The sequence below is a fragment of the Nocardia sp. NPDC024068 genome, assembly GCF_040638875.1.
Lineage (GTDB): Bacteria > Actinomycetota > Actinomycetes > Mycobacteriales > Mycobacteriaceae > Nocardia.
Genome location: NZ_JBEZYU010000019.1, coordinates 37,331 through 63,348, shown reverse-complemented (window position 1 = coordinate 63,348; position 26,018 = coordinate 37,331). Strand labels below are relative to the sequence as shown.

Below are 26,018 nucleotides of genomic sequence, written 5' to 3'. Positions count from 1 at the left end.
CCCATGACACGCGGTCGCTGTTTCCTCTTATAGCCGAAAGGTATCGCGAGTAGCATCACAGGCGTCCGTCGACGAGCCGAGATGACATGCACGAACTCGCCCTGACACAGAGTGTCGTCGACGCTGTCTGTGAGCACGCGGCCGGGCGGCGGGTCCACGCTGTCACGGTCGACGTGGGTGTTCTGACCGCGGTGGTGCCGGACGCGATGCGCTTCTGTTTCGATCTCGTCGCCGAGGGCACGCTCGCGCAGGGTGCGAGTCTGGACCTGCGGTCGGTACCGGGCGCCGCGCACTGTCGCGGTTGCGGTGCCGACTTCAGCGTGACCGATCTGGTCCTGCTCTGCCGGTGTGGAAGTGCCGATGTGGAGATCAGAGCGGGCCGGGAACTCCGAATCCGATCGATGGAAGTGAGCCGGGAATGTGCGCAACCTGCGGATGCGGGAAAGATACGGCGGGCGTGACCGTCATCGGGCGCGAGGGGCCGTCGCGGCATGAGCACCCGCACGGTCACGATCACCCGCACGATCACGAACACCCACACGGGCACGACGAGGGTGACCACGCGCACCCGCCGCTGACCGAAACGGTGTCGCTGGAGCAGAAGGTGCTGGCCAAGAACGATCATCTCGCCCAGCACAATCGTGAGTGGCTGCACGACCGCGGAATCCTGGCGCTGAACATGACCAGTTCCCCGGGAGCGGGAAAGACCACACTGCTGGAGCGGACGATCCGGGCACTGCCCGATACTCCGATCGCGGTGATCGAGGGTGATCAGGAGACCTTGCTGGACGCGGAGCGGATCGCCGCGACGGGGGCCCGATCCGTGCAGGTCAACACCGGGGCGGGCTGCCATCTGGACGCCGAGATGACGCGCCGCGCGCTGGACGCGCTCGATCCCGGCCCCGGCACCGTGTTGTTCGTCGAGAATGTCGGCAACCTGGTCTGTCCGGCGCTGTTCGACCTGGGGGAGCGCCGCAAGGTCGTGATGATCTCGGTGACCGAGGGAACGGATAAACCGCTGAAGTATCCGCATATGTTCGCTGCCGCCGGTCTGGTGCTGGTGAACAAGACGGATCTGTTGCCGTATGTCGAATTCGATCTCGCCGCCTGTACCGAGTACGCCCACGCGGTGAACCCCGGCGTGGAGATCCTGCCGATATCGGTCACCACCGGTGCGGGGCTCGATCGCTGGTACGAATGGCTGGGGGAACAGCGCCGGGCTGTCGCGGCGAGCCTTGAGGGTGCGATCGGCCCCGTCTAGACTGTTGTGATCGGCGTCACAAATCCGTGAGATACGAGCCGGAACGGTCATCCTCCGCTTCGACTCCGGAAGGTGGCAGTACATGCCAACCCAGGAAGCGGTCCGAGCTGAAGAGACTTTGATCCACGTGCTGTGGATCAACGCCGGCCTCAGTTGCGATGGCGATTCGGTGGCGTTGACCGCCGCCACCCAGCCCAGTATCGAAGAAATCGCCCTCGGCGCGTTACCCGGTCTACCCCAAGTCGCGGTGCACTGGCCGCTCATCGACTTCGAGTGCGGTCCCAACGGCGGGGCCGACGATTTCCTCGAATGGTTCTTCCGGGCAGACCGTGGAGAACTGGACCCGTTCGTGCTGGTCGTGGAGGGGTCGATACCCAACGAGCAATTGCACGAGGAAGGCTACTGGTGCGGATTCGGCAACGATCCCGCCACCGGTCAGCCCCTGACGACCAGCGAATGGCTGGATCGTCTCGCCCCGAAGGCCACGGCCGTCGTGGCAGTCGGAACCTGCGCGACCTACGGCGGTATCCACGCGATGGCCGGTAACCCGACCGGTGCCATGGGCGTGCCCGACTATCTCGGCTGGGATTGGAAGAGCAAGGCCGATATCCCCATAGTGTGCGTCCCCGGCTGCCCCATCCATCCGGACAACCTGTCGGAGACACTCACCTACCTGCTCTACACCGCCACCGGCCAGGCTCCGATGATCCCGCTCGACGAGGCGCTGCGCCCCAAATGGCTGTTCGGCGCGACCGTGCACGAAGGTTGTGACCGCGCCGGCTACTACGAGGAGGGCGACTTCGCCACCGAGTACGGGTCACCGAAATGCATTGTGAAACTGGGGTGCTGGGGCCCGGTGGTCAAATGCAACGTACCGAAACGGGGCTGGATCAACGGTGTGGGCGGCTGTCCGAACGTGGGCGGTATCTGCATCGGTTGCACCATGCCCGGCTTCCCCGACAAATTCATGCCGTTCATGGACGAGCCGCCCGGTGGGAAATTGTCCTCCGCCGCCTCGGGACTCTATGGATCGGTGGTCCGCAGCCTCCGTCACATCACCGGTCGTACCGTCGACAAAGAGCCACGCTGGCGGCACAGGGGCGACAAGCTCGAGACCGGCGCGACCCGAACCTGGTAGGAGGTCCGGCGATGACACAGATCATTCCCGAACCGTCGCATCGGACGATCGAACCGGACAGCCTCGTCGAAATGGCGTGGGATCCGATCACCCGCATCGTCGGCAGTCTCGGTATCTACACGAAGATCGACTTCGACAACAACGAAGTCGTGGAGTGCCACAGCACCTCGTCGATCTTCCGTGGCTACTCGGTATTCATGCGCGGTAAGGATCCGCGCGACGCCCATTTCATCACCAGCCGTATCTGCGGTATCTGCGGCGACAACCACGCGACCTGCTCCTGCTACTGCCAGAACATGGCCTACGGAGTGCAGCCGCCACACCTGGGCGAATGGATCGTCAACCTCGGTGAGGCGGCCGAGTACATGTTCGACCACAACATCTTCCAGGAGAACCTGGTCGGTGTGGATTTCTGCGAGAAGATGGTCGCCGAGACCAATCCCGGGGTGCTCGCGGTGGCCGAGCGAACCGAGGCACCGCAGGCGCAGGCACACGGCTACCGCACGATCGCCGACATCATGCGCGCACTCAACCCGTTCACCGGGGAGTTCTATCGGGAGGCCCTGCAGGTGAGCAGGTACACCCGCGAGATGTTCTGCCTGATGGAAGGCAGGCATGTGCACCCGTCGACGCTGTACCCCGGCGGCCCGGGGACGGTGGCGACCGTGCAACTGATGACCGACTACATGACCAGGCTGATGCGCTACGTCGAGTTCATGAAGAAGGTCGTGCCGATGCACGACGATCTGTTCGACTTCTTCTACGACGCGATACCCGGCTACGACAAGGTGGGTCTGCGGCGCACGTTGCTGGGCTGCTGGGGTTCGTTCCAGGACCCCGAGTTCTGCAACTTCTCCTACCGGGACATGGAGGACTGGGGTCGCAAGATGTTCGTCACGCCGGGGGTGGTGGTGGACGGCAAGCTGATCACGACCTCCCTGGTCGATATCAATCTGGGCCTGCGCATCCTGCTGGGCAGTTCCTACTACGAGGACTGGACCGACCAGGAGACATTCGTGGCCACCGATCCGCTGGGCAATCCGGTGGACCGGCGGCACCCCTGGAACCAGCACACCAATCCGAAGCCGCAGAAACGCGATCTGGAGGACAAGTACAGCTGGGTCATGTCACCGCGCTGGTTCGACGGCAACGAGCACCTCGCCCTGGACACCGGCGGCGGTCCACTGGCCCGGCTGTGGTCCACGGCGCTGGCCGAGCTGGTCGATATCGGATACGTGAAATCGACCGGGCACAGCGTGCAGATCCACCTGCCCAAGACCGCGCTCGCGGGACCGGTCACGCTGGAGTGGAAGATCCCCGCGTACGGGAGCAACACCATCGAACGCGACCGTGCCCGGACCTACTTCCAGGCCTACGCCGCGGCCTGCGCGCTGCATTTCGCGGAGAAGGCGCTCGCGGAGATCCGGGCCGGCCACACGAAGACCTGGGAATCGTTCGAGGTCCCCGAAGAGGGGATCGGTTGCGGTTTCACCGAGGCCGTACGCGGTGTGCTGTCACACCATATGGTGATCCGGGACGGGAAGATCGCGAATTACCACCCGTATCCGCCCACCCCGTGGAACGCCAGCCCGCGGGACAGCTACGGGACACCGGGCCCGTACGAGGACGCGGTGCAGGGGCAGCCGATCTTCGAAGAAAACGACCGCGAGCATTTCAAGGGCATCGACATCATGCGCACGGTGCGCAGTTTCGACCCTTGTCTGCCGTGCGGTGTGCACATGTATCTCGGTAAGGGGCAGAGCCTGCAGAAACTGCATTCACCGACGCAGGCGCTCACACCAGAGTAGTCCCGTATCGGTACCGGCGACGGGAGGGCGACGTGGACGCGTCCCCGCAGGAACAGGACCGCACAGCACCCGACGAGAAACGGTGGCGTGCGGCGGGCGACCGGATCGAGACGCTGCTGGAGGCGAGTTCGGCGGGCGGTGCCGCGGCACGTGAGCGCGCCGAGCAGGTGGTGCGCGAAGTCGTCGATCTGTACGGCGCGGGATTGGCCCGCGTGGTCGACCTGCTGGATGCGGGAACCCTCGAACGACTGGCCCGCGATGATCTGGTCGCGAGCCTGCTGCTCGTCCACGGGCTGCATCCGCACGACGTGGAGGCCAGGGTGCGGGCCGCACTCGACAGTGTGCGGCCCTACCTCGGTTCACACGGCGGCGATGTCACCCTGGTCGGCATAACAGCCGGGGTGGTCCGCCTGGAACTCACCGGCAGCTGCCGCAGTTGCCCCTCGTCGTCGGTGACGCTGGAGCTGGCCGTGGAAGACGCGGTGCGTTCCGCGGCACCGGAGATCGAGGCCGTCGAAGCCGTGGCCGCGCAACCGGAACCGGCGGCGCCGATCTCGGCCGATTCGCTGTTCTCGCGGGTGCGTTCGAACGACCATGCGCAGGGCAGCTGGGTGGCGGTCCCCGAACTCGCCGAACTCGTTCCCGGCGAGGTCGGCGGATTCACCGTCGCCGGGCTCGCCGTGCTGGCCTGCCGAGTGGATGAGCACCTGTTCGCCTATCGCGACCACTGCCCGGTCTGCTCGAATTCGCTCGCCGGCGCCGCACTGCACCGCCGGGCCGGTTTCCCGGTCGGCGACGCAGTACTGCGCTGCCCGACCTGTCGCGCGCATTTCGATATCGTCCGGGCCGGTGCGCGAATCGATGGTGACGGCCATCTCGAACCGCTCCCGGTACTGGTGCGTTCCGGTGAGCTGTCGGTGGCCGTGCCGGTGGGGGTGCCCGGGTGACCACGCCATCGCGGGTGCTGCGCCGGATCGCCGCCGAACGCCCGCCCGTGCCGCGCCCGGGCGAACGCTGCGAGATGTGCGCCGAACCGATCGCCGGCGAACACCAGCACGTGGTGGATATCGAAGGCCGGCAGCTGATGTGCGTCTGCCGGGGCTGCTATCTCCTGTTCGTGGATCAGCACGCGACCATGCGGTACCGAGCGGTACCCGACCGGTACATCGCCTTTCCCGGGTTCACGCTCGGACCGGCGGAATGGGACGCCCTCGAGATACCGGTGGGATTGGCCTTCTTCTTCCGCAACTCCGCCGCGGATCGGACCGTGGCCTTCTATCCGGGTCCGGCGGGTGCGACCGAATCGGAACTTCCGCTGGCGCAGTGGCATACGATCCTGCGACGGCATCCGGAACTGGACGAGCTCGCCGCCGATGTCGAAGCCCTGCTCATCCGCGTCCCCGCGAACGACACCGCCGCGGCGAGTTGCCTGTTGCTCCCGATCGACGCGTGCTACGAATTCGTCGGGCGGATGCGGCTGCTGTGGCGTGGTTTCGACGGCGGGCAGGATGTGCGCGACTATCTGGACGAGTTCTTCGCGACGGTCTCGGCCCGGGCACGGGATGCGGTATGAGTCCCGTGTACTCGACGACGTTCGCGGTCCTCGAGATCGGTCCGCAGCCCTATTCGGCGGCGCCGATCCTGTCCGCCCGGGTCGGTATCGCCTCGCTCGCGGACGAACCCGTGCACGCGATCGCCCTGCGCGCGCAGGTACGGATCCAGCCGTCGCGCCGCCGGTACTCCGACGAAGAGGGCGCGGGGCTGACCGACCTGTTCGGTGCCCGTGATCGCTGGCGGGACACCCAGCGATCCTTCCTCTGGATGCACTGCGCCACCATGGTTCCCGGTTTCTCCGGCGGCGCCGAGGTGGATATGCCGATGCCGTGTACCTACGACTTCGAAGTGACCGGGTCGAAATACCTGCACGCCCTGCGCGACGGCGCGGTGCCGTTGCTCTTCCTGTTCAGCGGGACGGTGTTCATCAAAGGCAGCGGCGGCTTCGCGATCCAGCAGATTCCCTGGGATCGCGAGGACGCCTTCGATATGCCGGTCTCGGTCTGGCGGGACCTGATGGCCGCGCATTTCCCGAACACCGGCTGGGTCCGGCTGCACCGGGACACCCTCGACGCGCTGGCCGCCTACAAATCCGGGCACGGCCTGCTCGGATTCGACGATGCGGTGACCCGGCTGCTGGCGGGCAGCGAGGAGTCACCGTGAACGCCGGGGCGCTCGACCGGGCGCGCGCGGTCGCCGACGCGGTGCTCTACGAGGGCTATCTGCTCTACCCCTACCGGGCGAATGCGCGTAAGAACATCTCGCGCTGGCAGTTCGGCGTATTGGGCCCGCCGCGCGCGGCCGCGGCCGGATTCGGCGAGGAACCGTCCCTGTCGGCCGGGCTACTGCTCGAACCGGGAACGGAACCGACGGTGACATGGACGATCCGGTTCCTCCGGCTCCAGCGGCGGCAAGTGGTCGACCGCACCGGCCGTCCACGCGCCGAACTGGCCGCCGGCACGCGATCGTGGCTGTCCTGGGACGAGGCCGTCCCGCAGGAGATCGTCGTGGGGCCGGCGGCAGTGGAACCCTTCGTCCGGCCGCTGACGGTGCCCGAGGGTACCGATACCGAGGAGATCACCGATACCGCGGGGCAGCCGGTCGGGGCGCTGGTGCGAACCCGGCAGGCGCTCACGGGCGAGTTCGCGCTCGCCGCCGAGCGCGACGGCCGGTTCCTGCGGCTCACCGCGGAGGTCCGCAATACGGGCCCGCCCGCGAGCGGTCCCCAGGATGCCATCGCGCGCTCGCTGATCGGTGCGCATGTCCTCGGGCAGCTCGCCGACGGACGGTTCATATCGTTGCTGGATCCGCCCACGGATGCGGCGACGGCGGTCGGCCGCTGCACCCGGAACCGGTGTTTCCCGGTGCTCGCGGGCCCGCCGGGCGATCACAGCCTGCTGCTGATCTCGCCGATCATCCTCTACGACCACCCCGAGATCGCGCAGGAGAGCGCGGGTGAGCTGTTCGACTCCACCGAGATCGACGAGATCCTGACCCTGCGGGTGATGACGATGACCGACGAGGAGAAGGCACAGGCGCGGGCGACCGATCCGCGCGCGGCCGACATCATCGACCGTTGCGACTCCGTATCCCCGGACACGATGCGGCAGCTGCACGGTGTGCTGCGGGAGCCGGGGCTCGACCGCCCACGCCCGGTACCCGAGGTACCGGACGGATTCGACTGGTGGGACCCGGTGGCCGACGGCGCTGTCCGTCCGGATACCGACGCGGTCGCGGTGGCAGGCGTGCTGGTGCACCGGGGCAGCCGGGTCCGGCTGCATCCCGCCCGGCGGGCCGATGCCCAGGATCTGTTCGTCGACGGCGCCGCCGCCCGCGTTGTCTCGGTGCACCAGGACGTCGACGGGGAGTCGCACGTCGGAGTCGTGCTGGACGACGACCCGGCAGCCGAACTGCACGAATGGTTCGGCCGCTATCTCTATTTCGCGCCCGACGAACTGGAGCCGCTCGACGGTCCCGAGAAGTGAAAGGAAGTTCGTGATGGAGACAGTGGGAGTGATCGCGACCGCGGCGGTGGCGGTACTGGCGGCAGCCGGTGTCTACCTCGGCGTGCGGTCGGTACCGGATCTCCGGAGGTACCTGCGGATCCGGCATATGTAGCGGCGGATCGGAAGGAGACATGATGCAGGAACCCAGGGAAGAACCCCAGCAGGCACGCGGCGAGCCGGGCTCCCGCGATACCGGTGCGGATACCGCGGCGGCCGGAGCCACCGATCGCGAATCCGGTGATCTCGGGCACGAGGAGACGACCTCCGCGCACGACGAAGCCGCCGAGCGAGAGGCCGAGTTCACCTCGGAGCCGGCTCCCGGCAGCGAACCGCCCGTGCCGCCCTACGACGAGCGGAAGGCCACGGCGAACGAGCCGGGCGAGACGGCGACCGGGCAGGTCGACGACAAGAAAGTCGGCGGGGCGACAGCGCCGGCCGAAGGAGAGGGGTGAGCCGACGGATACCGTGCTGATCGCCGGGATCGGCAATATCTTCCTCGGCGACGACGGCTTCGGACCCGACGTGGTGCGACGGCTGCCGGCCCACCCGGACCCAGGTGTGCGGGTGGTGGACTACGGCATCCGCGGGATGCATCTGGCCTACGACCTGCTCGACGGCTGGGACGCGCTGGTCCTGGTCGACGCGGTACCCGATCGTGGCACACCCGGGCAGGTGGAGGTGTTGCGCGCCGAGACCGGCGGGGCCACCGCGATGGGGCTCGACGCGCACGCGATGAACCCGGACGCGGTGTTCGCCGGTGTCCGGGCGCTGGGCGGCACGGTACCGCCGACCGTGATCGTCGGATGTCAGGTCGAGTCGGTGGACGAGCGGATCGGCCTGTCCGCTCCGGTCGAGAACGCGGTGGACGCGGCAGTAGAAGCGGTACGCGGTGTGGTCGCCGAACTGCTCCGCCTACCTCAGGAGGTGTGATCATGTGCCTCGGAATCCCCGGCCGGGTGGTCGGGATACCCGACGGATACCACCGGCAGATCGCGCTGGTGGACGTGTCCGGCGAGGAACGCCGGGTGAATATCGGCCTGCTCGAGGACGATCCGGCGCGGCCCGGTGACTGGGTGATCATCCATATGGGATTCGCGGTCGACAAGACCGACGAGGCGGGGGCCGCCGAGGCCATGGCCGGGCTGCGTCTGCTCGGGAGCGGTGAGCAGCCGTGACGGCCGAGCGGGCCCGCCGCCGGTTCGTGGTGCGCGGCGTCGTGCAGGGCGTGGGCTTCCGGCCGTTCGTGTACACCACCGCGGCCGAATCGGCGTTGAGCGGACGGGTGTCCAACGACAGCAGTGGCGTTGTCATCGAGGTCGAGGGCGCACCGGCCGATCTCGACGAATTCGAGCGGCGGCTGCGATGCGCACCGCCGCCGCTGGCCGTGGTCGAATCGGTGGAGCGTGCCGAGATCCCGGTCCGGGGCGGTACCGGATTCGAGATCGCCGGGACCACTCGCGGTGGCGGCCGCACCCTCGCGTCCCCCGATATCGCGCTGTGCGCCGACTGCGAAGCGGAATTGCGCGACCCCGCCGACCGGCGTTATCGCCACCCGTTCGTGAACTGCACCAATTGCGGGCCCCGGTTCACCATCATCGCCGCGTTACCCTACGACCGGGCCCGCACCTCCATGGCCGACTTTCCGATGTGCGACCGCTGTGCCCGCGAATACCACGACCCCACCGACCGCCGTTTCCACGCACAACCCATCGCCTGCTCCGACTGCGGTCCCCGCCTGTTCTACGCGGGGCCGGGCGGTGGCGCACCGCTCGCCGCGGCCCGCGAACTGCTGCGCGCCGGCGGAATCCTGGCGGTGAAGGGCGTCGGCGGCTACCACCTGGCGTGCGATGCGGCCGATGCCGTGGCGGTCGCCGAACTGCGGCGCCGTAAACGCCGCGGCGACAAACCTTTCGCCGTGATGGCGCCGGACCTTGCGGCGGCGCGGGAGATCGCCAGCGTCGACGCAGCGGCCGCCGCGCTGCTCACCGGGCCGCAACGGCCCATCGTGCTGCTGCCGCGGGCGGGTCGTCCGCTGGCCGAAGCGGTCGCACCGCACAACCCCGATCTCGGTGTGCTGCTGGCCTATACCCCGCTGCATACGTTGCTGTTCGGCCTGCCCGGTGATCCGGTGGGCCCGAACGTGCTGGTGATGACCTCGGGCAATCGCAGCGGCGAACCGATCTGTTTCGACGACGCGGATGCCCGGGACCGCCTCGCCGAACTGGCCGACGGATGGCTGTGGCACGACCGCCGCATCCTGGTGCCCTGCGACGATTCGGTGATCCGTCTGGTCGACGGCGTCGAGTCGCCGGTGCGCCGCTCGCGCGGCTACGCGCCGATGCCGCTCGCGCTACCGGCGCCGATCCCGCCGACCCTGGCCGTGGGTGCCGATCTGAAGAACGTCTGCGCCGTCGCCGACGGTCGCTACGCCTGGCTGAGCCAGCACGTCGGAGATATGGACGATCTGGCGACGCTGCGCGCCTTCGGGGCCACGGAACGCCACCTCGAGGAGCTGACCGGGGTGTCACCCACCCAACTGGTCGCGGATACCCACCCCGGTTACCGCTCCACGGAGTGGGCTCGCCGGCACGCGGGGAACCGTCCCGTGCGTACGGTCCAGCACCACCACGCGCATATCGCCGCCGTGATGGGCGAGAACGGGCTGGGCGTCACCGATACCGTGCTGGGGATCGCGTTCGACGGCACCGGCTTCGGGCCCGACGGCGCGATCTGGGGCGGTGAGATCCTCGCCGCCGGTTACAAGGGTTACCGGCGCCTGGCCCATCTGGCGTATGTGCCACTGGCCGGTGGCGATGTCTCGGTGCACCGGCCCTACCGCATGGCGCTGGCGCATCTGTGGGCCGCCGGAATCGACTGGGCGCCGGATATCGCCGCGGTCGCCGCGTGCCCGGAGGCGGAGCGCGCGGTACTCGCGCACCAGTTCACCAGCGGACTGGGATGTGTTCCGACATCCAGCGTCGGCAGATTGTTCGACGCGGTGGCGTCGCTGGCCGGGGTGTGCCACATCGTCGACTACGAGGCGCAGGCCGCCATCGAATTCGAAGCGCTCTCCCGCGGCGCGGACCCCGGTGACACCACGTACCGGTTCGCGCTCGATACCGGCGTGGATCCGGCGCCGATCGATCCCGCTCCGGTGATCGCCGCGGTGGTCGCCGACGCGGCGACCGGGATACCGGCGGCGACGATCGGCGCCCGCTTCCACGCCGCCCTCGCCCGCTCGGTCCTCGAAACCGCGCTGGCCTTCGCGGCGCCGGACCGGATCGTCGCGCTGTCGGGCGGCGTCTTCCAGAACGCACTGTTGCTCTCCACGACCCGGCAACTGCTGCGGGATCACGGATTCACAGTGCTCACCCATCGCAGACTGCCGCCCAACGACGGCGGCCTCGCATTCGGGCAGGTGCTCGCGGCCGCCGCGGGCTGAGCGGAGAGGAGGAACACGATGTGCCTTGCAGTTCCCGGAAAGGTGCTCAGCCTCGAGGAGCGCGACGGCACCCTGATGTCGGTCGTCGACTTCGGCGGCGTGCACAAGGACGTCTGCCTGCAATACATCCCGGACGCGGCGATCGGCGACTACGTCGTCGTCCACGTCGGCTTCGCGATCCAGCGGCTGGACGAGAAGTCCGCGCTCGAGACCCTGGCCGAATTCGAACACCTCGGCGTCCTGAAAGAGGAGTTCGCGGACGGTTTCGCCCTCGCCGCCGCGCAGGCGGGCGAGGAGAACCCGGAGACGCGGCAGCGTGGCCCTGAGGCAGCGACGCGGCCGCGCGACCCCGAGGAGGAGTTATGAAATACCTGGACGAATTCAGCGATCCACAACTGGCCCGGCATCTCCTCGAGAGAATCCGGGCCACCACCGACCGCCGCTGGGCCATCATGGAAGTGTGTGGCGGGCAGACCCATTCGATCATCCGGCACGGGATCGACCAACTGCTGCCGGACCGGATCGAGATGATCCACGGCCCGGGCTGCCCGGTGTGCGTGACACCGCTCGAAGTGATCGACAAGGCGCTCGAGATCGCCGCCCGCCCAGGAGTCATCTTCTGCTCGTTCGGCGATATGCTCCGCGTCCCGGGCAGCAAGAAGGATCTGTTCCACGTCAAGAGCGAGGGCGGGGATGTCCGGGTGGTGTACTCGCCGCTGGACGCCCTGGAGTTGGCCAGAGCCAACCCGGATCGGCAGGTCGTCTTCTTCGGTATCGGTTTCGAGACCACCGCACCCGCCAACGCGATGACCGTCTATCAGGCCGAGCGGCTGGGGATCGAGAACTTCTCGCTCCTGGTCTCGCATGTGCTGGTACCCCCGGCGATCGCCGCGATCATGGAATCGCCGCAGTGCCGGGTGCAGGCCTTCCTGCTGGCCGGGCACGTGTGCACGGTGATGGGCACCCGGGAGTATCCGCCGCTGGCGCAGCGGTACGAGGTGCCGATGGTGGTCACCGGTTTCGAACCGCTGGACATCCTCGAAGGTATCCGCCGCACCGTGGCGCAACTGGAGTCGGGCCGGCACGAGGTCGAGAACGCCTATCCGCGTGCGGTGTCCGACGCGGGCAATCCGGCCGCCAAGGCCATGCTGGACGATGTCTTCGAGGTCACCGACCGGGCCTGGCGCGGTATCGGGATGATCCCCGGCAGCGGCTGGCGGCTGGCGCCCCGCTACCGCGACTTCGACGCCGAATACCGGTTCTCCGTCGGCGATCTGCGTACCGCGGAATCGTCGGTCTGCCGGTCGGGGGAGGTGCTGCAGGGCCTGATCAAACCCAACGAATGCGCGGCTTTCGGTACCCAGTGCACACCACGCAACCCGCTGGGCGCCACGATGGTGTCCTCCGAGGGCGCGTGCGCCGCCTACTACCTCTATCGGCGCCTGGACCAGCCCGCGGAGGTGGCCCATGCGTGAGGACCGGAACATGAGCGGGGCGGCCACCATCGACGCGGACGGGTGGGTCTGCCCGATACCGCTGCGTGATTCACCCACTATCGTGATGGGCCACGGCGGTGGCGGGGCGATGTCGGGCGAACTGATCGAGCATCTGTTCCTGCCGGCCTTCGGTCCCGCGGCCGACGCCGGGATGGGGGATTCGGCGGTGGTGACGGTCGGCGGGACCCGGCTGGCGTTCTCCACCGATTCCTTCGTCGTGAAGCCGCTCGTGTTCCCGGGTGGTTCGATCGGCGAGCTCGCGGTGAACGGAACGGTCAACGATCTGGCGATGGCCGGAGCCCGCCCGCTGGCCCTGTCCACCGCCTTCATTCTCGAAGAGGGCACCGCCCTGTCGGAGATCGCCGCGGTCGCCGAGGCGGTCGGCACGGCGGCGTCGGCGGCCGGCGTGAAGCTGGTGACCGGCGATACGAAGGTGGTCGACGCCGGTCACGGCGACGGTATCTTCGTCAACACCGCGGGTATCGGCGTGGTCGACGAGGGTGTCGATATCCGGCCCCAGCGTGCGCGGCCCGGCGATGTGGTGCTGATCAGCGGCGATATCGGCGTCCACGGGATCGCGGTGATGAGCTGCCGGGAGGGCCTCGAATTCGGGACCACCGTGCTCAGCGATACCGCGCCGCTGAACGGGCTGGTGGCCGCGATGCTGGCGACCGGGGCGGATGTGCACACTCTGCGTGATCCCACCCGCGGCGGAGTGGCCGCCACGGTGAACGAGATCGCTCGCGCCGCCGATATCGGGGTCGCACTGGACGAAACCGTGCTGCCGGTGCCCGCCGCGGTGCGTGATGCCTGCGGGCTTCTCGGGCTCGATCCCCTCTACGTCGCCAACGAGGGCAAACTGATCGCCTTCGTGCCGCCCGGTGACGCGGAGCGAGTGCTGGAGGCGATGCGTGCGCATCCGCTCGGGGCCCGTGCCGCGGTGATCGGCGTCTGCGTGGCGGAACATCCGGGAATGGTTGTCGCGCGGACCGCGCTGGGCGGCACCCGGGTGGTGGATCTTCCCGCAGGGGAGCAGTTACCGCGAATCTGTTGACACGGCGGACCGTCCGGTCCGTCGCCGGGATGGAAAAGAGGTGCCCACGTGGGGGTATCGGCGGCGGCCGTACGGGCCGGATGGTCGGATCTCGAGGCGGCGCAGCGGCGCAGCGTCGCGGGTATGGGCCTGGCCATCCTGGCGCTGCACCTGATCGGATTCGGCGCACTGCTGTTCTTGGTGGTGCCCGGCGGTTATATGGTCGACGGCGCGGTTTTCGGCGTCGGCCTCGGTATCACCGCCTACACCCTCGGCGTCCGGCACGCGTTCGATGCCGACCATATCGCCGCCATCGACAACACGACCCGCAAACTCGTCGCCGAGAACCAGAAACCCATGTCGGTCGGGTTCTGGTTCTCGCTCGGTCATTCCACCATCGTCTTCGCGCTCGTCGCCCTGCTGGCGGCCGGAGTGAAAGCGCTCGCCGCCAACCTCGAGAACGAGAATTCGCGGTTGCAGCAGTGGACCGGTGTGTTCGGCACCAGCGTCTCCGGTACCTTCCTGATTCTCATCGGGTTGCTGAATCTGGTCTCGCTGATCGGGATCTGGCGGGTTTTCCGCGGGATGCGGCAGGGCCGCTACGACGAGGCCGAACTCGAACGCCGCCTGGACGACCGGGGCGCGCTGAACCGGATGTTCGGCCCGCTGATGCGTGCCGTGCGCAAGCCGTGGCAGATGTATCCGGTCGGCCTGCTGTTCGGGCTCGGCTTCGATACCGTCACCGAGGTCGGGTTGCTGGTCATCGCGGGTGGCGCCGCCGCCACCGATCTGCCCTGGTACACGATTCTGGTACTGCCCGTGCTGTTCTCGGCGGGCATGTCGCTGTTCGACGCGCTGGACGGCACCTTCATGAACTACGCCTACGGCTGGGCGTTCGCCCGGCCAGTGCGCAAGATCTACTACAACATCGTGGTCACCGGACTGTCGGTCGCGGTGGCGCTGCTGATCGGCGCCCAGGAGATCATCTCGATCATGACCGAGAAACTGGACCTCACCACCGGCCCGCTGGCCTGGGTCGGTGCTCTCGACCTCGGTGCGATGGGCTTCATCATCGTCGGGCTGTTCGTGCTCACCTGGGCGGTGGCGATCGCGGTGTGGCGTCTGGGCGATGTCGAACGACGCTGGCAGCCCGAAGTTCCGGTGGATCCGTGAACGCGCGGGGCGCGGAGATATTCGCGAGGTTCGCCGCCGAGCCCAACCGGCTCGGTTATTGCGGGCCGGCCGGAACGACCGCGTTACGGGACGGGTCGCCCGCGGAGATCCGTGCCGTCGCACGCACATTCACCGGAGCGTGGCCGTATCTGCGGGTGATGTCACGCATGACCGGTATCGGTGACCCGCTGGATGAGCGCCTGGTGGAGTCGTATTGGCTCGGCGGTGGTATCGGGTCACGGTTGGATCGGGCGGGTTTCGTCGCCGGTTTGCTGGCGGTGATCGGCCCGGCGGCGGGGCATTACTGGAACCATCTGACCGACGGCGCCCTGGCCGACGAGGCGGCGCCGAACCACTGCTTCCATGTATTCGGTATCTACCCGTGGACCCGGCTGCTCGGCCGGGGCGGTGATCAGCCGCTGCGCGTGCTCGACAACTGCCGGATCAGCTGGGGCACGGTCCGGGCGCGTGCGGACGACCATCTCGTGGTCGACAGTCCTCGACTGGAGTTCGACGGCCGCCGGTTACGGCTGGCCGCACCCGAGACGCGGCGGATTCCGGTGGGGATCGACGATTTCCCGGCGCTGTCCGAGGCCGCACCGGGAGAGCGGGTCGCATTGCATTGGGACCGGATATGCGGCCGGTTGACGCCCGTCCGGGCGTACATGCTGGCCGCGACCACCGAATGGCAGTTGCGTGCCACGAACCGCAGGCTCATGCGGTCACCGGCTCCCGCTCCGTTACTTCCGCCCGCGTGAGCGCCGGGCAAATCCGGATTCTTCGCGCAGTATCGGGTCAGCAGGTCACGGCCACGTCGGCGGCCGAATCGAACGATACGTGCACATGGTCGTAGTGGTTCTGGGTAGGGCTTCCGCGGTCCTCCATATAGCTCCAGCCGCTGCCGTCGTTGTAGCGCTGCTGCCAGATCACGTAGGTCACCCCGAAACGTTCTTTGTTGGCCAGCACGAAATCCGCGATCGCGTCGCCGTGCGCGGGGTCGGACGTCATGAAATCCAGCGCCAGGCCGGCGCCGTGCTCACCGTCGTACCGGCCGTTGGCGCCACCGATATCGTCGGCCCCGAATGTCTTGTTGATCAGATTGCCCACCTGCGCCACGTGCGGCTGGGCGCCGGCGAGTTCGGTCGAGCACGCGACCGGGGGCGGTGGTGGGGGCGCGAGCCGTTTCGCGTATCTGGCGGGCTCCCGCGGCCGGTCGGCGGCGGCGACCGCCCGCGCCGCTCCGGGATCCGTCTCCGGGGCCTTCCCGAGGCCGGCCGCCGGAACCTCCGCCGAATCCACGGCCGCCGCGGCGGCCGGTTGAGGCGCCGGCCCGGGACGGGACATCACCGACAGGGCAATCACCGCTGTCGCCGCGAAGGCGCTTCCGGCCAGCGGTACGAACTTCTGTGTTCGGGCCGGTTTGCGATGTTGACCAGGCATAATCGTGACCACTCGTAACGCTCGGAGACAAGATCACCGTTAGATTACGAAAGGGTCGCGGCAAAGTCACGATGGTTGTCGCACTTCGGTCATCTTTTCACCGCGGCCGGGAGCGAGCGTCCGGTGCGCGGCGACACTTCCGCCCGGTCTGCCGCGTTCGTCCCGGCAAACAACTGATCAGGAATCGAGAAGTGCTGGTCGCAGCGCCGCCGATAGCGTCGTCGGCATCGAACTCGCGCGGCAGGTCGCCGAGGACGCGAGCCGGTCCGAGGAGGATGCGATGAACTGGAACAGGCAGGTCCGGCGGACACACCGCGTGCTGGCGGTTGTCTTCACGGCGACCGTGGTTATCACCGTGGCGGCGCTGGCGCTACAGGGGCCGGTGTGGGTGTCCTACCTGCCGTTACCCCCGCTCGCGGTGCTGCTGTTCTCCGGCCTCTACCTGTACGTGCGGCATCTCGCCGCGATCCGGCGAGCCGACGGCGTATCGCGGCGGTCTCCGGCTCGCTCGTCGGCGCCCCGGGTCCGGCAACTGCACCGCTGGGGCGCCCTCGCCTTCACTGCGACGGTGCTCGCGACCTTCGTCGCACTGTCACTCCCGGAACCGGTCGTCTGGGTGTCCTATCTCCCGCTCATCCCGCTCGCCCTGCTCCTCTTCTCCGGGCTGTACCTGTACGCACTCCCGTATCGCATTGCCCGGCGGGACCCCACCGGTTCGATCGATCGGCCCGCCGCCGCCTGAGGCGCCGGGTTTCCGGCCGCGGATCCACGGCCGGAAACTCTTCGCGAGCATAGGATCCGGTGATGGTTCCCACCGCCAATCTGCTCGCCTTCGTCATCGCGGCCACCCTCCTCATCATCGTTCCCGGACCCGGGGTGTTGTTCACCATCGGACGCGCGCTCACGCTGGGGCGGCGGGCGGCGTTGATCTCGGTGCTCGGCCACACCCTGGGAGTGCAGATCGCGTTGCTGTTCGTGGCAGTCGGGCTGGGTGCGGTACTGGCGGCGTCCGCCACGGCCATGGCGATCGTGAAGGTGGCGGGGGCGCTGTATCTGATCCACCTCGGTGTGCAGGCGATCCGGGAGCGGAAGGCGTTACGCGAGGTATTGGGTGCGCCCGCGCCTCCGGCGAGCGGGAGCCGGGTGTTCCGGCAGAGCGTCGTGGTGGGTGTGACGAACCCGAAGGCGATCGTCTTCTTCGCCGCGGTGCTGCCGCATTTCACCGATGCGGCGTCCGGATCGATTCCGCTGCAACTCCTGGTGCTCGGGTGGGTGTTCCTGGTGATCGCGCTGGTGAGCGATAGCGCGTGGGCGTTGCTCGCCGCCGCGGCACGCGACTGGTTCGCGCGCTCGCCCAAGCGGCTGGAAGCCGTCGGCGGCGCCGGCGGGGCGCTGATCGTCGGACTCGGTGCGTCGGTGGCGGTGGAACCGGCCCTCTCCGGCCGCTGAGGAGGTTCGGAAGCCGATCCGAACAGTCGCCGCTGTTCACAGACCCGCCGGGTCCGGGGCGGCCGGGGACCGGTGGGGGAGCGGGCCCACCGGGGCGCGAACCACTGATATGGTCGGAATCGTTCCGACACGGGGTGCTCCACACCAGTGGGGCTGAGATGAGACCCGAGAACCTGTTCAGGTAATGCTGACGAAGGGATGTCCCGGTTTTGCGCGCGCAATCCTCCGAAACCGCCAGATTCACCGACTACCTGTGGGATCGGACGAAGGACCTGCGCGGCGCCATCGACGACCTCGAGTTCCTGCGCCGGCTCGGTGACGGCACGCTGCCGCTCGAGGTGTTCCGCACCTATGTCGAGCAGGACTCGCTGTATCTGGCCGGATACTCGAAGACTCTGTCCCTGCTGGCGGCCAAATCACCCGATCCGGAGACCGCGCAGTTCTGGGCGCAGTCGGCCGGTTCGGCGGTCGCCGTCGAATCGGCCCTGCACCACGACCTCCTCACCGGCGGCCGGATTCCGGCCCGGGAGGGTGAGCCGGAGCATTCGACGGCCTGCCTGGGCTATATCTCCTATCTGATCGCCACCGCCGCCACCGAGTCCTACGCCGTGGGCGCGGCGGCGGCGCTGCCGTGTTTCTGGATCTACGCCGAGGTGGGCCGCGACCTGGCCGCCAAGGCGGCCGAGGTCCTCGCCGCCGACCCCGAGCACCCCTACGCGCAGTGGGTGGCCACCTACGGCGCCGAGGAGTTCCAGGAGTCCGCGGCCGCGGCCCGGTCGCTGGTGGACGCGGCGGCCGCGGCGGCGAGCGCACGGGACCGGGAAGCGATGGAAACGGCGTTCGTCATCGCCACCCGCTACGAACTGATGTTCTGGGACACCGCCCTGCATCCGCAGCCCTGGCCCGCCGGATGAACGGCCGCCTGCGCCGCGCGCTCGCGTGCGCCGTCGCCGCGGTGGCGGTGCTGTCCGCGCTCACCGCCTGTTCCGGCGCCGACCAGGGGCAGACCATCCGATTCGCGCTGGACTGGACGCCGAACACCAACCACACCGGACTGTTCGTCGCACTGCAACGCGGCTACTTCGCCGACGCCGGTCTGGACGTCCAGGTCCTGCCGTACAACAACACCGCCGTCGATACGGTCATCGATGCCGGCAACGCCGAATTCGGTGTGAGCACACATAATTCGTCGACCTTCTCGCGGGCGTCCGGCGCGCACACCCTGTCAGTACTCGCGCCACTGCGCCACTGGGCGACAGGTATCGGGGTGAAGGCCGACCGCGCCGATATCGCGAGTCCGAAAGACCTCGACGGCAAAACCTACGCCGGGTTCGGCGATCCCGGCGAGGTGGAGGCGCTCCAGCAGGTGATCCGCAACGACGGCGGCACCGGCGATTTCACCTCCGTCACCCTCGGTACCTCGGCCTACGAGGCGGTCTACTCCGGCAAGGCCGACTTCACCGTCTCCTATCTCGGCTGGGAGGGTATCGAGGCCGAGCACCACGGCACCCCGATGAAGTACTTCCGGTACACCGATTTCGGCTTCCCCGACGCCTACGCCATCGTGATCGACGGCAACGAGGACTGGCTGGAGGCGAACCCGGATCGCGCCACGAAGTTCGTCCGGGCGCTGCAACGCGGATACCAGTTCGCCGCGGACGATCCGGACGCCGCCGCCCGGGACCTCATCGACGCCAACCCCGGCGCCTTCAACGACGAGAGCCTGGTGTTCGAGAGCCAGCGCATGCTCGCCGGCCAATTCATGAAGGACACCGACGGCCGGGTGGGCGCCCAGACCCGCGAACAGTGGGCGGCGAACTCCGGCTTCCTGTACGAGAAGGGGCTGCTTTCCGGCCCCGACGGCGCACCGCTGACCGAGGAGCCCGACTGGTCGGGGTATTTCACCAATGACTACCTCGCCCCCGCTCGGTGATCCCGTAGGCGATATGCCGCCGGGGGCCGGTCGGGCCACCGGCGCCCACACCTCGCGATCGGCGGGGATCCGCCGGGTGGTGCCGTCGGTGCTGACGGTGGCGGTGCTGGTCGCGTTCTGGCAGTTCTATGTCGAGATCAGCGGAATCCGCCCGCAACTGCTCCCGTCACCGCTGCGGGTCGTGCGGCAGGGCTGGGCACACCGCGACGAGATCGGCACCCACGCCGCCGCCACCCTGCAGGTCACGCTGACCGGTTTCGCGGTATCCCTGAGCCTGGCCTGGTTACTGGCCGTCGTGGTCGATTTCTCGCCGTGGCTGCGCCGCGCCTTCGTCCCATTGTTCGTCGCCTCCCAGACCCTGCCGATCATCGCGATAGCGCCGCTGATGGTGATCTGGTTCGGTTTCGGACTGCTGCCGAAGGTTCTCGTGGTCGCATTGGTCACCTTCTTCCCGATGGCGATCGGGCTGATCGAAGGGTTCGCCGCGGCCGACCGGGACGCCGGTTCCCTGCTGCGCAGTATGGGAGCCTCGCGCGGCCAGGTCTTCCGCTATGTACGGCTGCCGTCGGCGCTGCCGCGGTTCTTCACGGCGTTGCGGATCGGAATCACCTACGCGGTCGTCGGTGCCGTATTCGCCGAGTACGTCGGTGCGACCGAGGGTCTGGGCATCTATATGAGCCTGCAGAAGAATTCGTTCCGCACCGATCTGGTGTTGGCCGCGGTGCTGGTCACGGCCCTGCTCAGCATCGGTCTCTATCTGCTGACCTTCGCGGTCGAACGTCTCGTCGCCCCGTGGGCGCGGGCCGGGAACAGGAGTGCGCGGTGACCGATCCACGCGGTGACCGGATCGTCGTCGACTCCCTCACCAAGTCGTTTCCGCAGCCCGGCCGCCGTCGCCCGGCCCGGCAGGTGCTGGCCGGGGTCTCGTTCACCGCGCAGCCGGGTGAGTTCGTCTCCGTCATCGGCCCGAGCGGCTGCGGTAAGAGCACCGTTTTCGCGATGCTCGCCGGTCTGGATACCCCGGACTCCGGCGGTATTCGTTTCGGCCCCGGTGAGGGCGAGCCGACCGCGCCGCACTGTGCCTATATGCCGCAGAAGGATCTGCTGTTCCCGTGGCGCACGGTCCTCGACAACACCATCCTGGGCCTGCTGGTTCGCGGTGTGCCGAAGGAAGAAGCCCGGCGCCGGGCCCGCGAACTGTTCCCCGTCTTCGGATTGTCCGGCTTCGAGGACGCCCGCCCGTCCCAGCTGTCCGGGGGGATGCGGCAGCGGGCGGCGATGCTGCGCACCGTCGTCCAGGACCGTGAACTGCTGTTGCTGGACGAACCCTTCGGCGCCCTCGATTCGCTGACGCGCACCGAGATGCAGTCCTGGCTGCAAGACGTCTGGCAGCGGTACCGATGGATGGTGCTGATGATCACCCACGATATCCGCGAGGCCGTCTACCTGTCGGATCGGGTTGTCGTGCTGTCGGCGCGACCGGCCACCGTGCGCCGCGAGGTCCGCGTCGATCTCCCGAGGCCGCGGGAACTGTCGATGATCGCGGCTCCCGAGTTCGTCGCACTCGAGCAGGAACTGCTCGACGTGCTCCACGACGAGGCCCGCCAGGCTCTGGGCCCGCGGGACTCGTGAGGCAGTTGTCGCCGCCGCGGAATTCCGGCCCGCCCGCCACCGGTCCGGGGAGACAATCGTCGGACCGGGAAGGTCCGCGGTATCGCCTCCCGGGTACGCACGATCCGTAGGAGGACCATGTTCGTCCCGCTCACTGTCTCCGACTTCCTCGATCGCGCCGAAACCGTCTACGGCGACCGGATCGGGGTGATCGACGAACCCGCCCAGCCGGCACCCTCCCAGGGGTCGCCCACCTACGCCGAGGTCGCCGACCTGGCCCGGAGACAGGCGGCCCGGCTCGACGAACTCGGTATCGGCACCGGTGAACGGGTCGCGATCGTCTCCCACAACTCGAGCCGGCTGCTGACCTCCTTCTACGGTGTGAGCGGATGGGGCCGGGTGCTGGTGCCGATCAATTTCCGGCTGCGCCCGGAAGAGGTGCGCTACATCGTCGAGGATTCCGGCGCCCGCGTCCTGTACGTGGACCCGGAGCTCGCGGACTCGCTCGCCGGCGTCGAGTGTGAGCACACGTTCGTACTCGGTGCCGATACCGACCTCTACGCCGCCCCTGGATCGGTGCCGCGGCCGTGGGAACCGGATGAAGCGGCCACCGCCACCATCAACTACACCTCCGGCACCACCGCCCGCCCGAAGGGCGTCCAGATCACCCATCGCAATATCTGGGTCGATGCCGTCACCTTCGGATTGCACACCACCATCAGCGATCGCGATGTCTACCTGCACACACTGCCCATGTTCCACGCGAACGGCTGGGGGATGCCCTTCGCGATGACCGGTGTCGGCGCCCGGCATATCGTGCTGCGCAAAATCGACGGCGCCGAGATCCTGCGGCGGGTCCGCGACCACGGTGTCACCGTGATGTGCGCGGCGCCGGCGGTCGCGGCCGCGGTCCTCGAGGCGGCGCAGACCTGGGAGGGTGAGATCCCCGGGCGCGACCGGGTGCGGATCATCATGGCCGGTGCGCCGCCGCCGACGAAAACCGTCGCCCGCGTCGAACAGGAACTCGGCTGGGAGTTCATCCAGATCTACGGTCTGACCGAAACCTCCCCGCTGCTGACCGTCAATCGCTCGCGGGCGGAATGGGACGATCTCGACCCGGAGACCAAGGCGGCCCGGCTGACGCGTGCGGGCGCCCCGGCACTCGGCGTCCGATTGCGGGTCGAGGAATCCGAGGAGGGCGCGGGGGAGGTGCTGGCACGGTCCAACGTGGTGATGGAGGGTTACTGGGGCCGTCCCGAGGAAAGCGCGTCGGCGCTGGCCGAGGGGTGGTTCCACACCGGCGACGGGGGCGAGATCGGTGACGACGGCTATCTGACCATCGCCGACCGCAAGAAGGATGTGATCATCACCGGCGGCGAGAACGTCTCCTCGATCGAAGTCGAGGACTGCCTGTTCTCCCATCCCGCCGTGGCCGAGGTCGCGGTGATCGCGGTACCGAGCGAGAAATGGGGCGAGACCATCAAAGCGCTGGTCGTCCTGGGCCCGGACGCCGAAGCGAGCAACGCGACCGAAGCGGAACTGATCGCCTGGTGCAAGCAGCGGCTGGCCGGTTACAAGGCGCCGACCTCGGTCGAGTTCCGCGGGGAACTGGCCCGCACCGCGACCGGCAAACTCCAGAAATTCAAACTGCGGGAACCGTATTGGAGCGGCCGCGGCCGCCAGGTGAACTGATATCCGGCGGGGACCAGCCTGCGTCGTCGTTACGAGAAGCCCGCCGTCACGAGAAGTACGACGCGTAGTCGCCGAAGGCGACCTGGCCGGTCGGGCTTGCCTCGATGGCGTCGGCGACCGGTGGGGGAATGGGGGCCCAGGAGGCGGGCATGGCGGCCGCCAGGGCCGGATTCAGGACGTAGATCAGGGCGAAGTTCACTATCCACAGCGGCGGCGCCATCGACATCCCGACCTCGGAACTCACCCCGCCCTTCGTGTTGGTCACCAGTTGCGCCGAACCCGAGATCTGTTGCGCCGCGAAGCCGAAGGCGGCCTGCACCGTGTATGCCGAGCGGTAGAGTGCCGCCAGGGTGTGCACGGCGCCGTTGTTCCGCAACCAGGTGCCGATATAGCCGCCGGGCGCGATCAACGTGTTCACCTGTCGCGTCGGCGCGTCCGCGTTGGCGGGGCTTTCCAGCAGTCCGTCCGGATTCACATACAGCCCGTAACTCGCCAGCACCGACGGCGTGCTCTGACCGTTCACCTGGGAATACACGGGCCGTCCGACCGTATTGGTGAGGATTTCGACGCAGGCGCCGATCACCTCGGCCGCTCCGCGGTCGCCGCCGGTTCCACCGCCCGTGCTCAGATCGCGATACTGCTGTTCGGTCAGGGCGTCGCCGCTGCCGAGACCGATCCGGCCGGCGATCGTCTCGGCCAGGTCCTGACCCAGCGGCTGGTTGAGCTGCTCCGGACCCGTGATCCGGGCCGGCGCCACGGACTCGTAACCGGGCGCTCCGGAGAACGGGATCGCGAACCCGGTATCGGCCACCGGGTCGCTGTGCGCCGCCGGGGTGACCGTCGAGAAGAGCAGGCACGCACCGATCAGTGCCAGTATCGAGACGGCTCCGCGGCGGGCGGCCGGTCCGTGCCGATGCCCCGGGCTCGCTGACCCCGTACTGCGCATATGTCGACCTCTCGGAACACCGTCGGATGAGGTAACACAAGCTTTCAGGTAGTCAAGGCCGTGGTCGCCGCCGTGTCAAGGCCCGCCCGGCCGCCGCGAGCCGCCCGCGGGGAATATCCCCGGCTCAGGTCCCGGTTTCCGAACCGGCACCGACCCGGTCGGCGGAGGCGAGCGGGATCGGCTCGAACATGGGGGGTTCTTCCCCGGGAAACAGCGCCGTCGGTCCGTAGACCCAGTCCGTGAACGAGTAGTCACCGACCGCACGGTCCCGCAGCAGTACATTGCGCTGCTCCCGCCGGATCCCGTCGAGATGCCACAGCTCACCCCACACGCGCGCCGTCAGCACCACCCGCCGGCAGTGTTCCGGTCGCACCGCCTCGTACGCCGTGAGCGCCCCCGCCCAGTCGACCGCCCCGTCGTCGCCACGCATTCGCCGGACGTGTTCCGCGAGCACCCATCCGTCCTCGATCGCCATGATCGCGCCCTGCGCCATGTACTGCAGGGGTGGGTGGGCGGCATCGCCGAGCAACGCGATCCGCCCGTCCACCCAGGTGTCGATCGGATCGCGGTCGTACATCCGCCACCATTTGTCCCGCCACATATGCGGTACCCGATCCCGGACGAAATCGCAGGTCGCGGCGAATGCGGTATCGAGTTCGTCCGGTGTGCCCCACTCGTCGAGCCCGGCGACCGCCTTCGGCGATTCGAATACCGCGACCTGGTTGAGCAGATCACCGCCACGCAGACCGTAGTGCACGAAATGGCACCGCGGTCCGACGTAGACGACCACCTCGGAGAGGTCCACCGGACGATCCACTTCCGCGATCGGGACGGTGCCGCGGTAGGCGACATAGGCCGACGACACCGGCCGGTCGTCGACGAAGAGCTTGCGCGCGACCGAATGCAGCCCGTCGGCGGCGATCACGACACTCGCCTCGTGGACGCTACCGGTCTCCGTTGTCGCACTTGCCCCCTCGCTGCGCTGGGCGTACGAGACGACCTTCTGCTCGGTGCGCAGTTCGACTCCCGCGTCCCGGCACGCTTCCAGCAACAGTGCATGCAGATCGCTGCGATGGATCACCAGATACGGGAATCCGTACTCGCGCTCCAGATCACGCAGATCGAGCGAGGTCAGTTCGCTGCCGTCGACCGCGTCCCGCATCACCATCCGATCGGGTACGACTCCCCGCGCCTTCACCTCGTCGAGCAGACCGTAGTCGTCGAGGATGCGTGTGCAGTTGGGCGCGAGCTGAATACCCGCCCCGACCTCACCGAATTGTTTCGCCTGTTCCAGCACCCGCACCCGCAGGCCCAGCCGGGTCAGTGCGAAAGCGGTACTCAGCCCGCCGATCCCGCCGCCGACGATGACGACATCCGGATTACTCACGATGAGCCTCCTCTACAGCCAGGGGCCGAGGTCGGCGACATCGGCGAGAGTGTGGGGACGACCGGAGAGGTACGCGGCGACCTCGGGCAGCGGGCCGCCGGGAACCTCGTCGAGTCCGCGTTTGGCCCGGATGTCGGCGATCAGGGCGGTGAGGAATTCGGCGGGGAGGTCCGCGAAGGTGGTGCCCGTGCCCAGATCGACGGCATGGACACACACCTCGCGTGCCCGCAGCCACGGGATCTCCGTGGCCGGGACGGCCCGCCCCTGTGCCGTGACGATCTCGGTCTGCCAGTCGTCTGCGGTCAGGGCGTCCATGGCGCCGGACAGCGTGTGCACCGCCCGGTTCAGCCAGGTCTGCAGTTCGGTCGCGGAAAGCTTCGCGCCCGCTTCGATATCGGCATTGCGCTGCTCGGCCGAGGAGTACATCGGTGTGCGCTCACCCGTCCGCGCCCAGTGCACGAGATTGCCCAGCGCCTCCGCGTTCGCCGCGACATGCGCCACCAGGTGTTTCCGTGTCCAGCCCGGCAGGATGCTCGGCTGCGTCATCGCCGGCTCGTCGAGCAGGGCGGCCTGGGTGACGAACAGCCCCGTCCCGTGCTCGACCCACATCAGCGAATCCGCATGCGTCCGTGCGCTCATGCTCTGTTGA

The 26,018-nt window shown here is 68.2% G+C and carries 28 protein-coding genes and 1 riboswitch; of the genes, 24 read left to right on the top strand and 4 right to left on the bottom strand.

Going from position 1 to position 26,018, the window contains the following annotated elements; translation table 11 throughout:
• Positions 1 to 86: 86 nt before the first annotated feature.
• The 17 genes from hypA (at position 87) to AB0F41_RS17050 (ending at position 15,669) form a co-directional block, all read left to right on the top strand.
• Complete coding sequence (hypA, locus tag AB0F41_RS17130; RefSeq protein ID WP_357424756.1) at positions 87 to 461, top strand: hydrogenase maturation nickel metallochaperone HypA; 375 nt, start codon at positions 87 to 89, stop codon at positions 459 to 461.
• Positions 419 to 1,261, top strand: coding sequence for a hydrogenase nickel incorporation protein HypB (hypB, locus tag AB0F41_RS17125; RefSeq protein WP_357424754.1), 843 nt, complete (start codon positions 419 to 421; stop codon positions 1,259 to 1,261). Before hypA ends, hypB begins: the two co-directional genes overlap by 43 nt.
• Positions 1,262 to 1,343: 82 nt before the next feature.
• A complete protein-coding gene (locus AB0F41_RS17120) occupies positions 1,344 to 2,399 on the top strand; it encodes a hydrogenase expression protein HypE (protein WP_357424753.1) in 1,056 nt (351 codons plus the stop codon).
• An 11-nt stretch (positions 2,400 to 2,410) separates the two neighbouring features.
• On the top strand, positions 2,411 to 4,207 hold the full coding sequence (locus AB0F41_RS17115) for a nickel-dependent hydrogenase large subunit (RefSeq protein WP_357424752.1): 1,797 nt from the start codon (positions 2,411 to 2,413) through the stop codon (positions 4,205 to 4,207).
• A 32-nt stretch (positions 4,208 to 4,239) separates the two neighbouring features.
• The gene (locus AB0F41_RS17110; RefSeq protein WP_357424751.1) at positions 4,240 to 5,154 is read left to right on the top strand and encodes a NifU family protein; all 915 of its coding nucleotides are present in this window, start codon (positions 4,240 to 4,242) and stop codon (positions 5,152 to 5,154) included.
• The gene (locus AB0F41_RS17105; protein ID WP_357424749.1) at positions 5,151 to 5,780 is read left to right on the top strand and encodes a DUF5947 family protein; all 630 of its coding nucleotides are present in this window, start codon (positions 5,151 to 5,153) and stop codon (positions 5,778 to 5,780) included. Before AB0F41_RS17110 ends, AB0F41_RS17105 begins: the two co-directional genes overlap by 4 nt.
• Positions 5,777 to 6,424 carry a DUF6084 family protein gene (locus AB0F41_RS17100; RefSeq protein ID WP_357424747.1) on the top strand — a complete coding sequence of 216 codons (648 nt, stop codon included), beginning with the start codon at positions 5,777 to 5,779 and terminating at the stop codon, positions 6,422 to 6,424. Before AB0F41_RS17105 ends, AB0F41_RS17100 begins: the two co-directional genes overlap by 4 nt.
• A complete protein-coding gene (locus AB0F41_RS17095; RefSeq protein WP_357424745.1) occupies positions 6,421 to 7,746 on the top strand; it encodes a hypothetical protein in 1,326 nt (441 codons plus the stop codon). The genes AB0F41_RS17100 and AB0F41_RS17095 overlap by 4 nt, the downstream gene beginning before the upstream one ends.
• A 155-nt stretch (positions 7,747 to 7,901) precedes the next feature.
• On the top strand, positions 7,902 to 8,219 hold the full coding sequence (locus AB0F41_RS17090) for a hypothetical protein (RefSeq protein WP_357424743.1): 318 nt from the start codon (positions 7,902 to 7,904) through the stop codon (positions 8,217 to 8,219).
• 13 nt (positions 8,220 to 8,232) lie between these two features.
• Positions 8,233 to 8,697, top strand: a complete 465-nt coding sequence (locus AB0F41_RS17085) for a hydrogenase maturation protease (protein ID WP_357424741.1) — start codon at positions 8,233 to 8,235, stop codon at positions 8,695 to 8,697.
• Positions 8,698 to 8,699: 2 nt separating this feature from the next.
• Positions 8,700 to 8,942 carry a HypC/HybG/HupF family hydrogenase formation chaperone gene (locus AB0F41_RS17080; RefSeq protein ID WP_357424739.1) on the top strand — a complete coding sequence of 81 codons (243 nt, stop codon included), beginning with the start codon at positions 8,700 to 8,702 and terminating at the stop codon, positions 8,940 to 8,942.
• On the top strand, positions 8,939 to 11,209 hold the full coding sequence (gene hypF, locus AB0F41_RS17075; protein ID WP_357424737.1) for a carbamoyltransferase HypF: 2,271 nt from the start codon (positions 8,939 to 8,941) through the stop codon (positions 11,207 to 11,209). The genes AB0F41_RS17080 and hypF overlap by 4 nt, the downstream gene beginning before the upstream one ends.
• An 18-nt stretch (positions 11,210 to 11,227) precedes the next feature.
• A complete protein-coding gene (locus tag AB0F41_RS17070) occupies positions 11,228 to 11,575 on the top strand; it encodes a HypC/HybG/HupF family hydrogenase formation chaperone (protein WP_357424735.1) in 348 nt (115 codons plus the stop codon).
• Entirely contained in the window at positions 11,572 to 12,684 is a 1,113-nt protein-coding gene (gene hypD / locus AB0F41_RS17065) for a hydrogenase formation protein HypD (RefSeq protein ID WP_357424733.1), read from the top strand. Before AB0F41_RS17070 ends, hypD begins: the two co-directional genes overlap by 4 nt.
• A complete protein-coding gene (gene hypE, locus AB0F41_RS17060; RefSeq protein ID WP_357424731.1) occupies positions 12,677 to 13,759 on the top strand; it encodes a hydrogenase expression/formation protein HypE in 1,083 nt (360 codons plus the stop codon). Before hypD ends, hypE begins: the two co-directional genes overlap by 8 nt.
• A 123-nt stretch (positions 13,760 to 13,882) precedes the next feature.
• Positions 13,883 to 14,911 (top strand): HoxN/HupN/NixA family nickel/cobalt transporter, encoded by a 1,029-nt coding sequence (locus AB0F41_RS17055; protein ID WP_357424817.1) that lies wholly within the window; start codon positions 13,883 to 13,885, stop codon positions 14,909 to 14,911.
• Positions 14,908 to 15,669 carry a DUF6390 family protein gene (locus tag AB0F41_RS17050; RefSeq protein WP_357424729.1) on the top strand — a complete coding sequence of 254 codons (762 nt, stop codon included), beginning with the start codon at positions 14,908 to 14,910 and terminating at the stop codon, positions 15,667 to 15,669. Before AB0F41_RS17055 ends, AB0F41_RS17050 begins: the two co-directional genes overlap by 4 nt.
• Positions 15,670 to 15,706: 37 nt before the next feature.
• On the opposite strand, the gene AB0F41_RS17045 is transcribed toward AB0F41_RS17050, so the two are convergent.
• On the bottom strand, positions 15,707 to 16,351 hold the full coding sequence (locus AB0F41_RS17045) for a hypothetical protein (protein ID WP_357424727.1): 645 nt from the start codon (positions 16,349 to 16,351) through the stop codon (positions 15,707 to 15,709).
• Positions 16,352 to 16,631: 280 nt separating this feature from the next.
• On the opposite strand from AB0F41_RS17045, the gene AB0F41_RS17040 reads away from it, so the two are divergent.
• From AB0F41_RS17040 to AB0F41_RS17010, 7 genes are all read left to right on the top strand, one after another.
• On the top strand, positions 16,632 to 17,093 hold the full coding sequence (locus tag AB0F41_RS17040; protein WP_357424725.1) for a hypothetical protein: 462 nt from the start codon (positions 16,632 to 16,634) through the stop codon (positions 17,091 to 17,093).
• A 62-nt stretch (positions 17,094 to 17,155) separates the two neighbouring features.
• Positions 17,156 to 17,800: a LysE family translocator gene (locus tag AB0F41_RS17035; protein WP_357424723.1), complete on the top strand. Its 645-nt coding sequence runs from the start codon at positions 17,156 to 17,158 to the stop codon at positions 17,798 to 17,800.
• A 120-nt stretch (positions 17,801 to 17,920) separates the two neighbouring features.
• A riboswitch (TPP riboswitch) is annotated at positions 17,921 to 18,016 on the top strand.
• The gene (locus AB0F41_RS17030) at positions 18,010 to 18,714 is read left to right on the top strand and encodes a TenA family protein (RefSeq protein WP_357424721.1); all 705 of its coding nucleotides are present in this window, start codon (positions 18,010 to 18,012) and stop codon (positions 18,712 to 18,714) included. It overlaps the preceding riboswitch by 7 nt.
• Positions 18,711 to 19,733 carry an ABC transporter substrate-binding protein gene (locus AB0F41_RS17025; RefSeq protein ID WP_357424719.1) on the top strand — a complete coding sequence of 341 codons (1,023 nt, stop codon included), beginning with the start codon at positions 18,711 to 18,713 and terminating at the stop codon, positions 19,731 to 19,733. The genes AB0F41_RS17030 and AB0F41_RS17025 overlap by 4 nt, the downstream gene beginning before the upstream one ends.
• Positions 19,734 to 19,746: 13 nt before the next feature.
• Positions 19,747 to 20,559 (top strand): ABC transporter permease, encoded by an 813-nt coding sequence (locus AB0F41_RS17020; RefSeq protein WP_357424815.1) that lies wholly within the window; start codon positions 19,747 to 19,749, stop codon positions 20,557 to 20,559.
• The gene (locus AB0F41_RS17015) at positions 20,556 to 21,365 is read left to right on the top strand and encodes an ABC transporter ATP-binding protein (protein WP_357424717.1); all 810 of its coding nucleotides are present in this window, start codon (positions 20,556 to 20,558) and stop codon (positions 21,363 to 21,365) included. Before AB0F41_RS17020 ends, AB0F41_RS17015 begins: the two co-directional genes overlap by 4 nt.
• A 117-nt stretch (positions 21,366 to 21,482) precedes the next feature.
• The gene (locus AB0F41_RS17010) at positions 21,483 to 23,036 is read left to right on the top strand and encodes an AMP-binding protein (protein ID WP_357424715.1); all 1,554 of its coding nucleotides are present in this window, start codon (positions 21,483 to 21,485) and stop codon (positions 23,034 to 23,036) included.
• A 46-nt stretch (positions 23,037 to 23,082) separates the two neighbouring features.
• On the opposite strand, the gene AB0F41_RS17005 is transcribed toward AB0F41_RS17010, so the two are convergent.
• The 3 genes from AB0F41_RS17005 to AB0F41_RS16995 all read right to left on the bottom strand — a co-directional run bounded on the left by AB0F41_RS17005 (position 23,083) and on the right by AB0F41_RS16995 (position 26,008).
• Positions 23,083 to 23,982, bottom strand: coding sequence for a hypothetical protein (locus AB0F41_RS17005; protein WP_357424713.1), 900 nt, complete (start codon positions 23,980 to 23,982; stop codon positions 23,083 to 23,085).
• A 124-nt stretch (positions 23,983 to 24,106) separates the two neighbouring features.
• Positions 24,107 to 25,369 carry an FAD-dependent oxidoreductase gene (locus AB0F41_RS17000; RefSeq protein WP_357424711.1) on the bottom strand — a complete coding sequence of 421 codons (1,263 nt, stop codon included), beginning with the start codon at positions 25,367 to 25,369 and terminating at the stop codon, positions 24,107 to 24,109.
• 12 nt (positions 25,370 to 25,381) lie between these two features.
• Entirely contained in the window at positions 25,382 to 26,008 is a 627-nt protein-coding gene (locus tag AB0F41_RS16995) for a maleylpyruvate isomerase family mycothiol-dependent enzyme (RefSeq protein WP_357424709.1), read from the bottom strand.
• Positions 26,009 to 26,018: the final 10 nt, after the last annotated feature.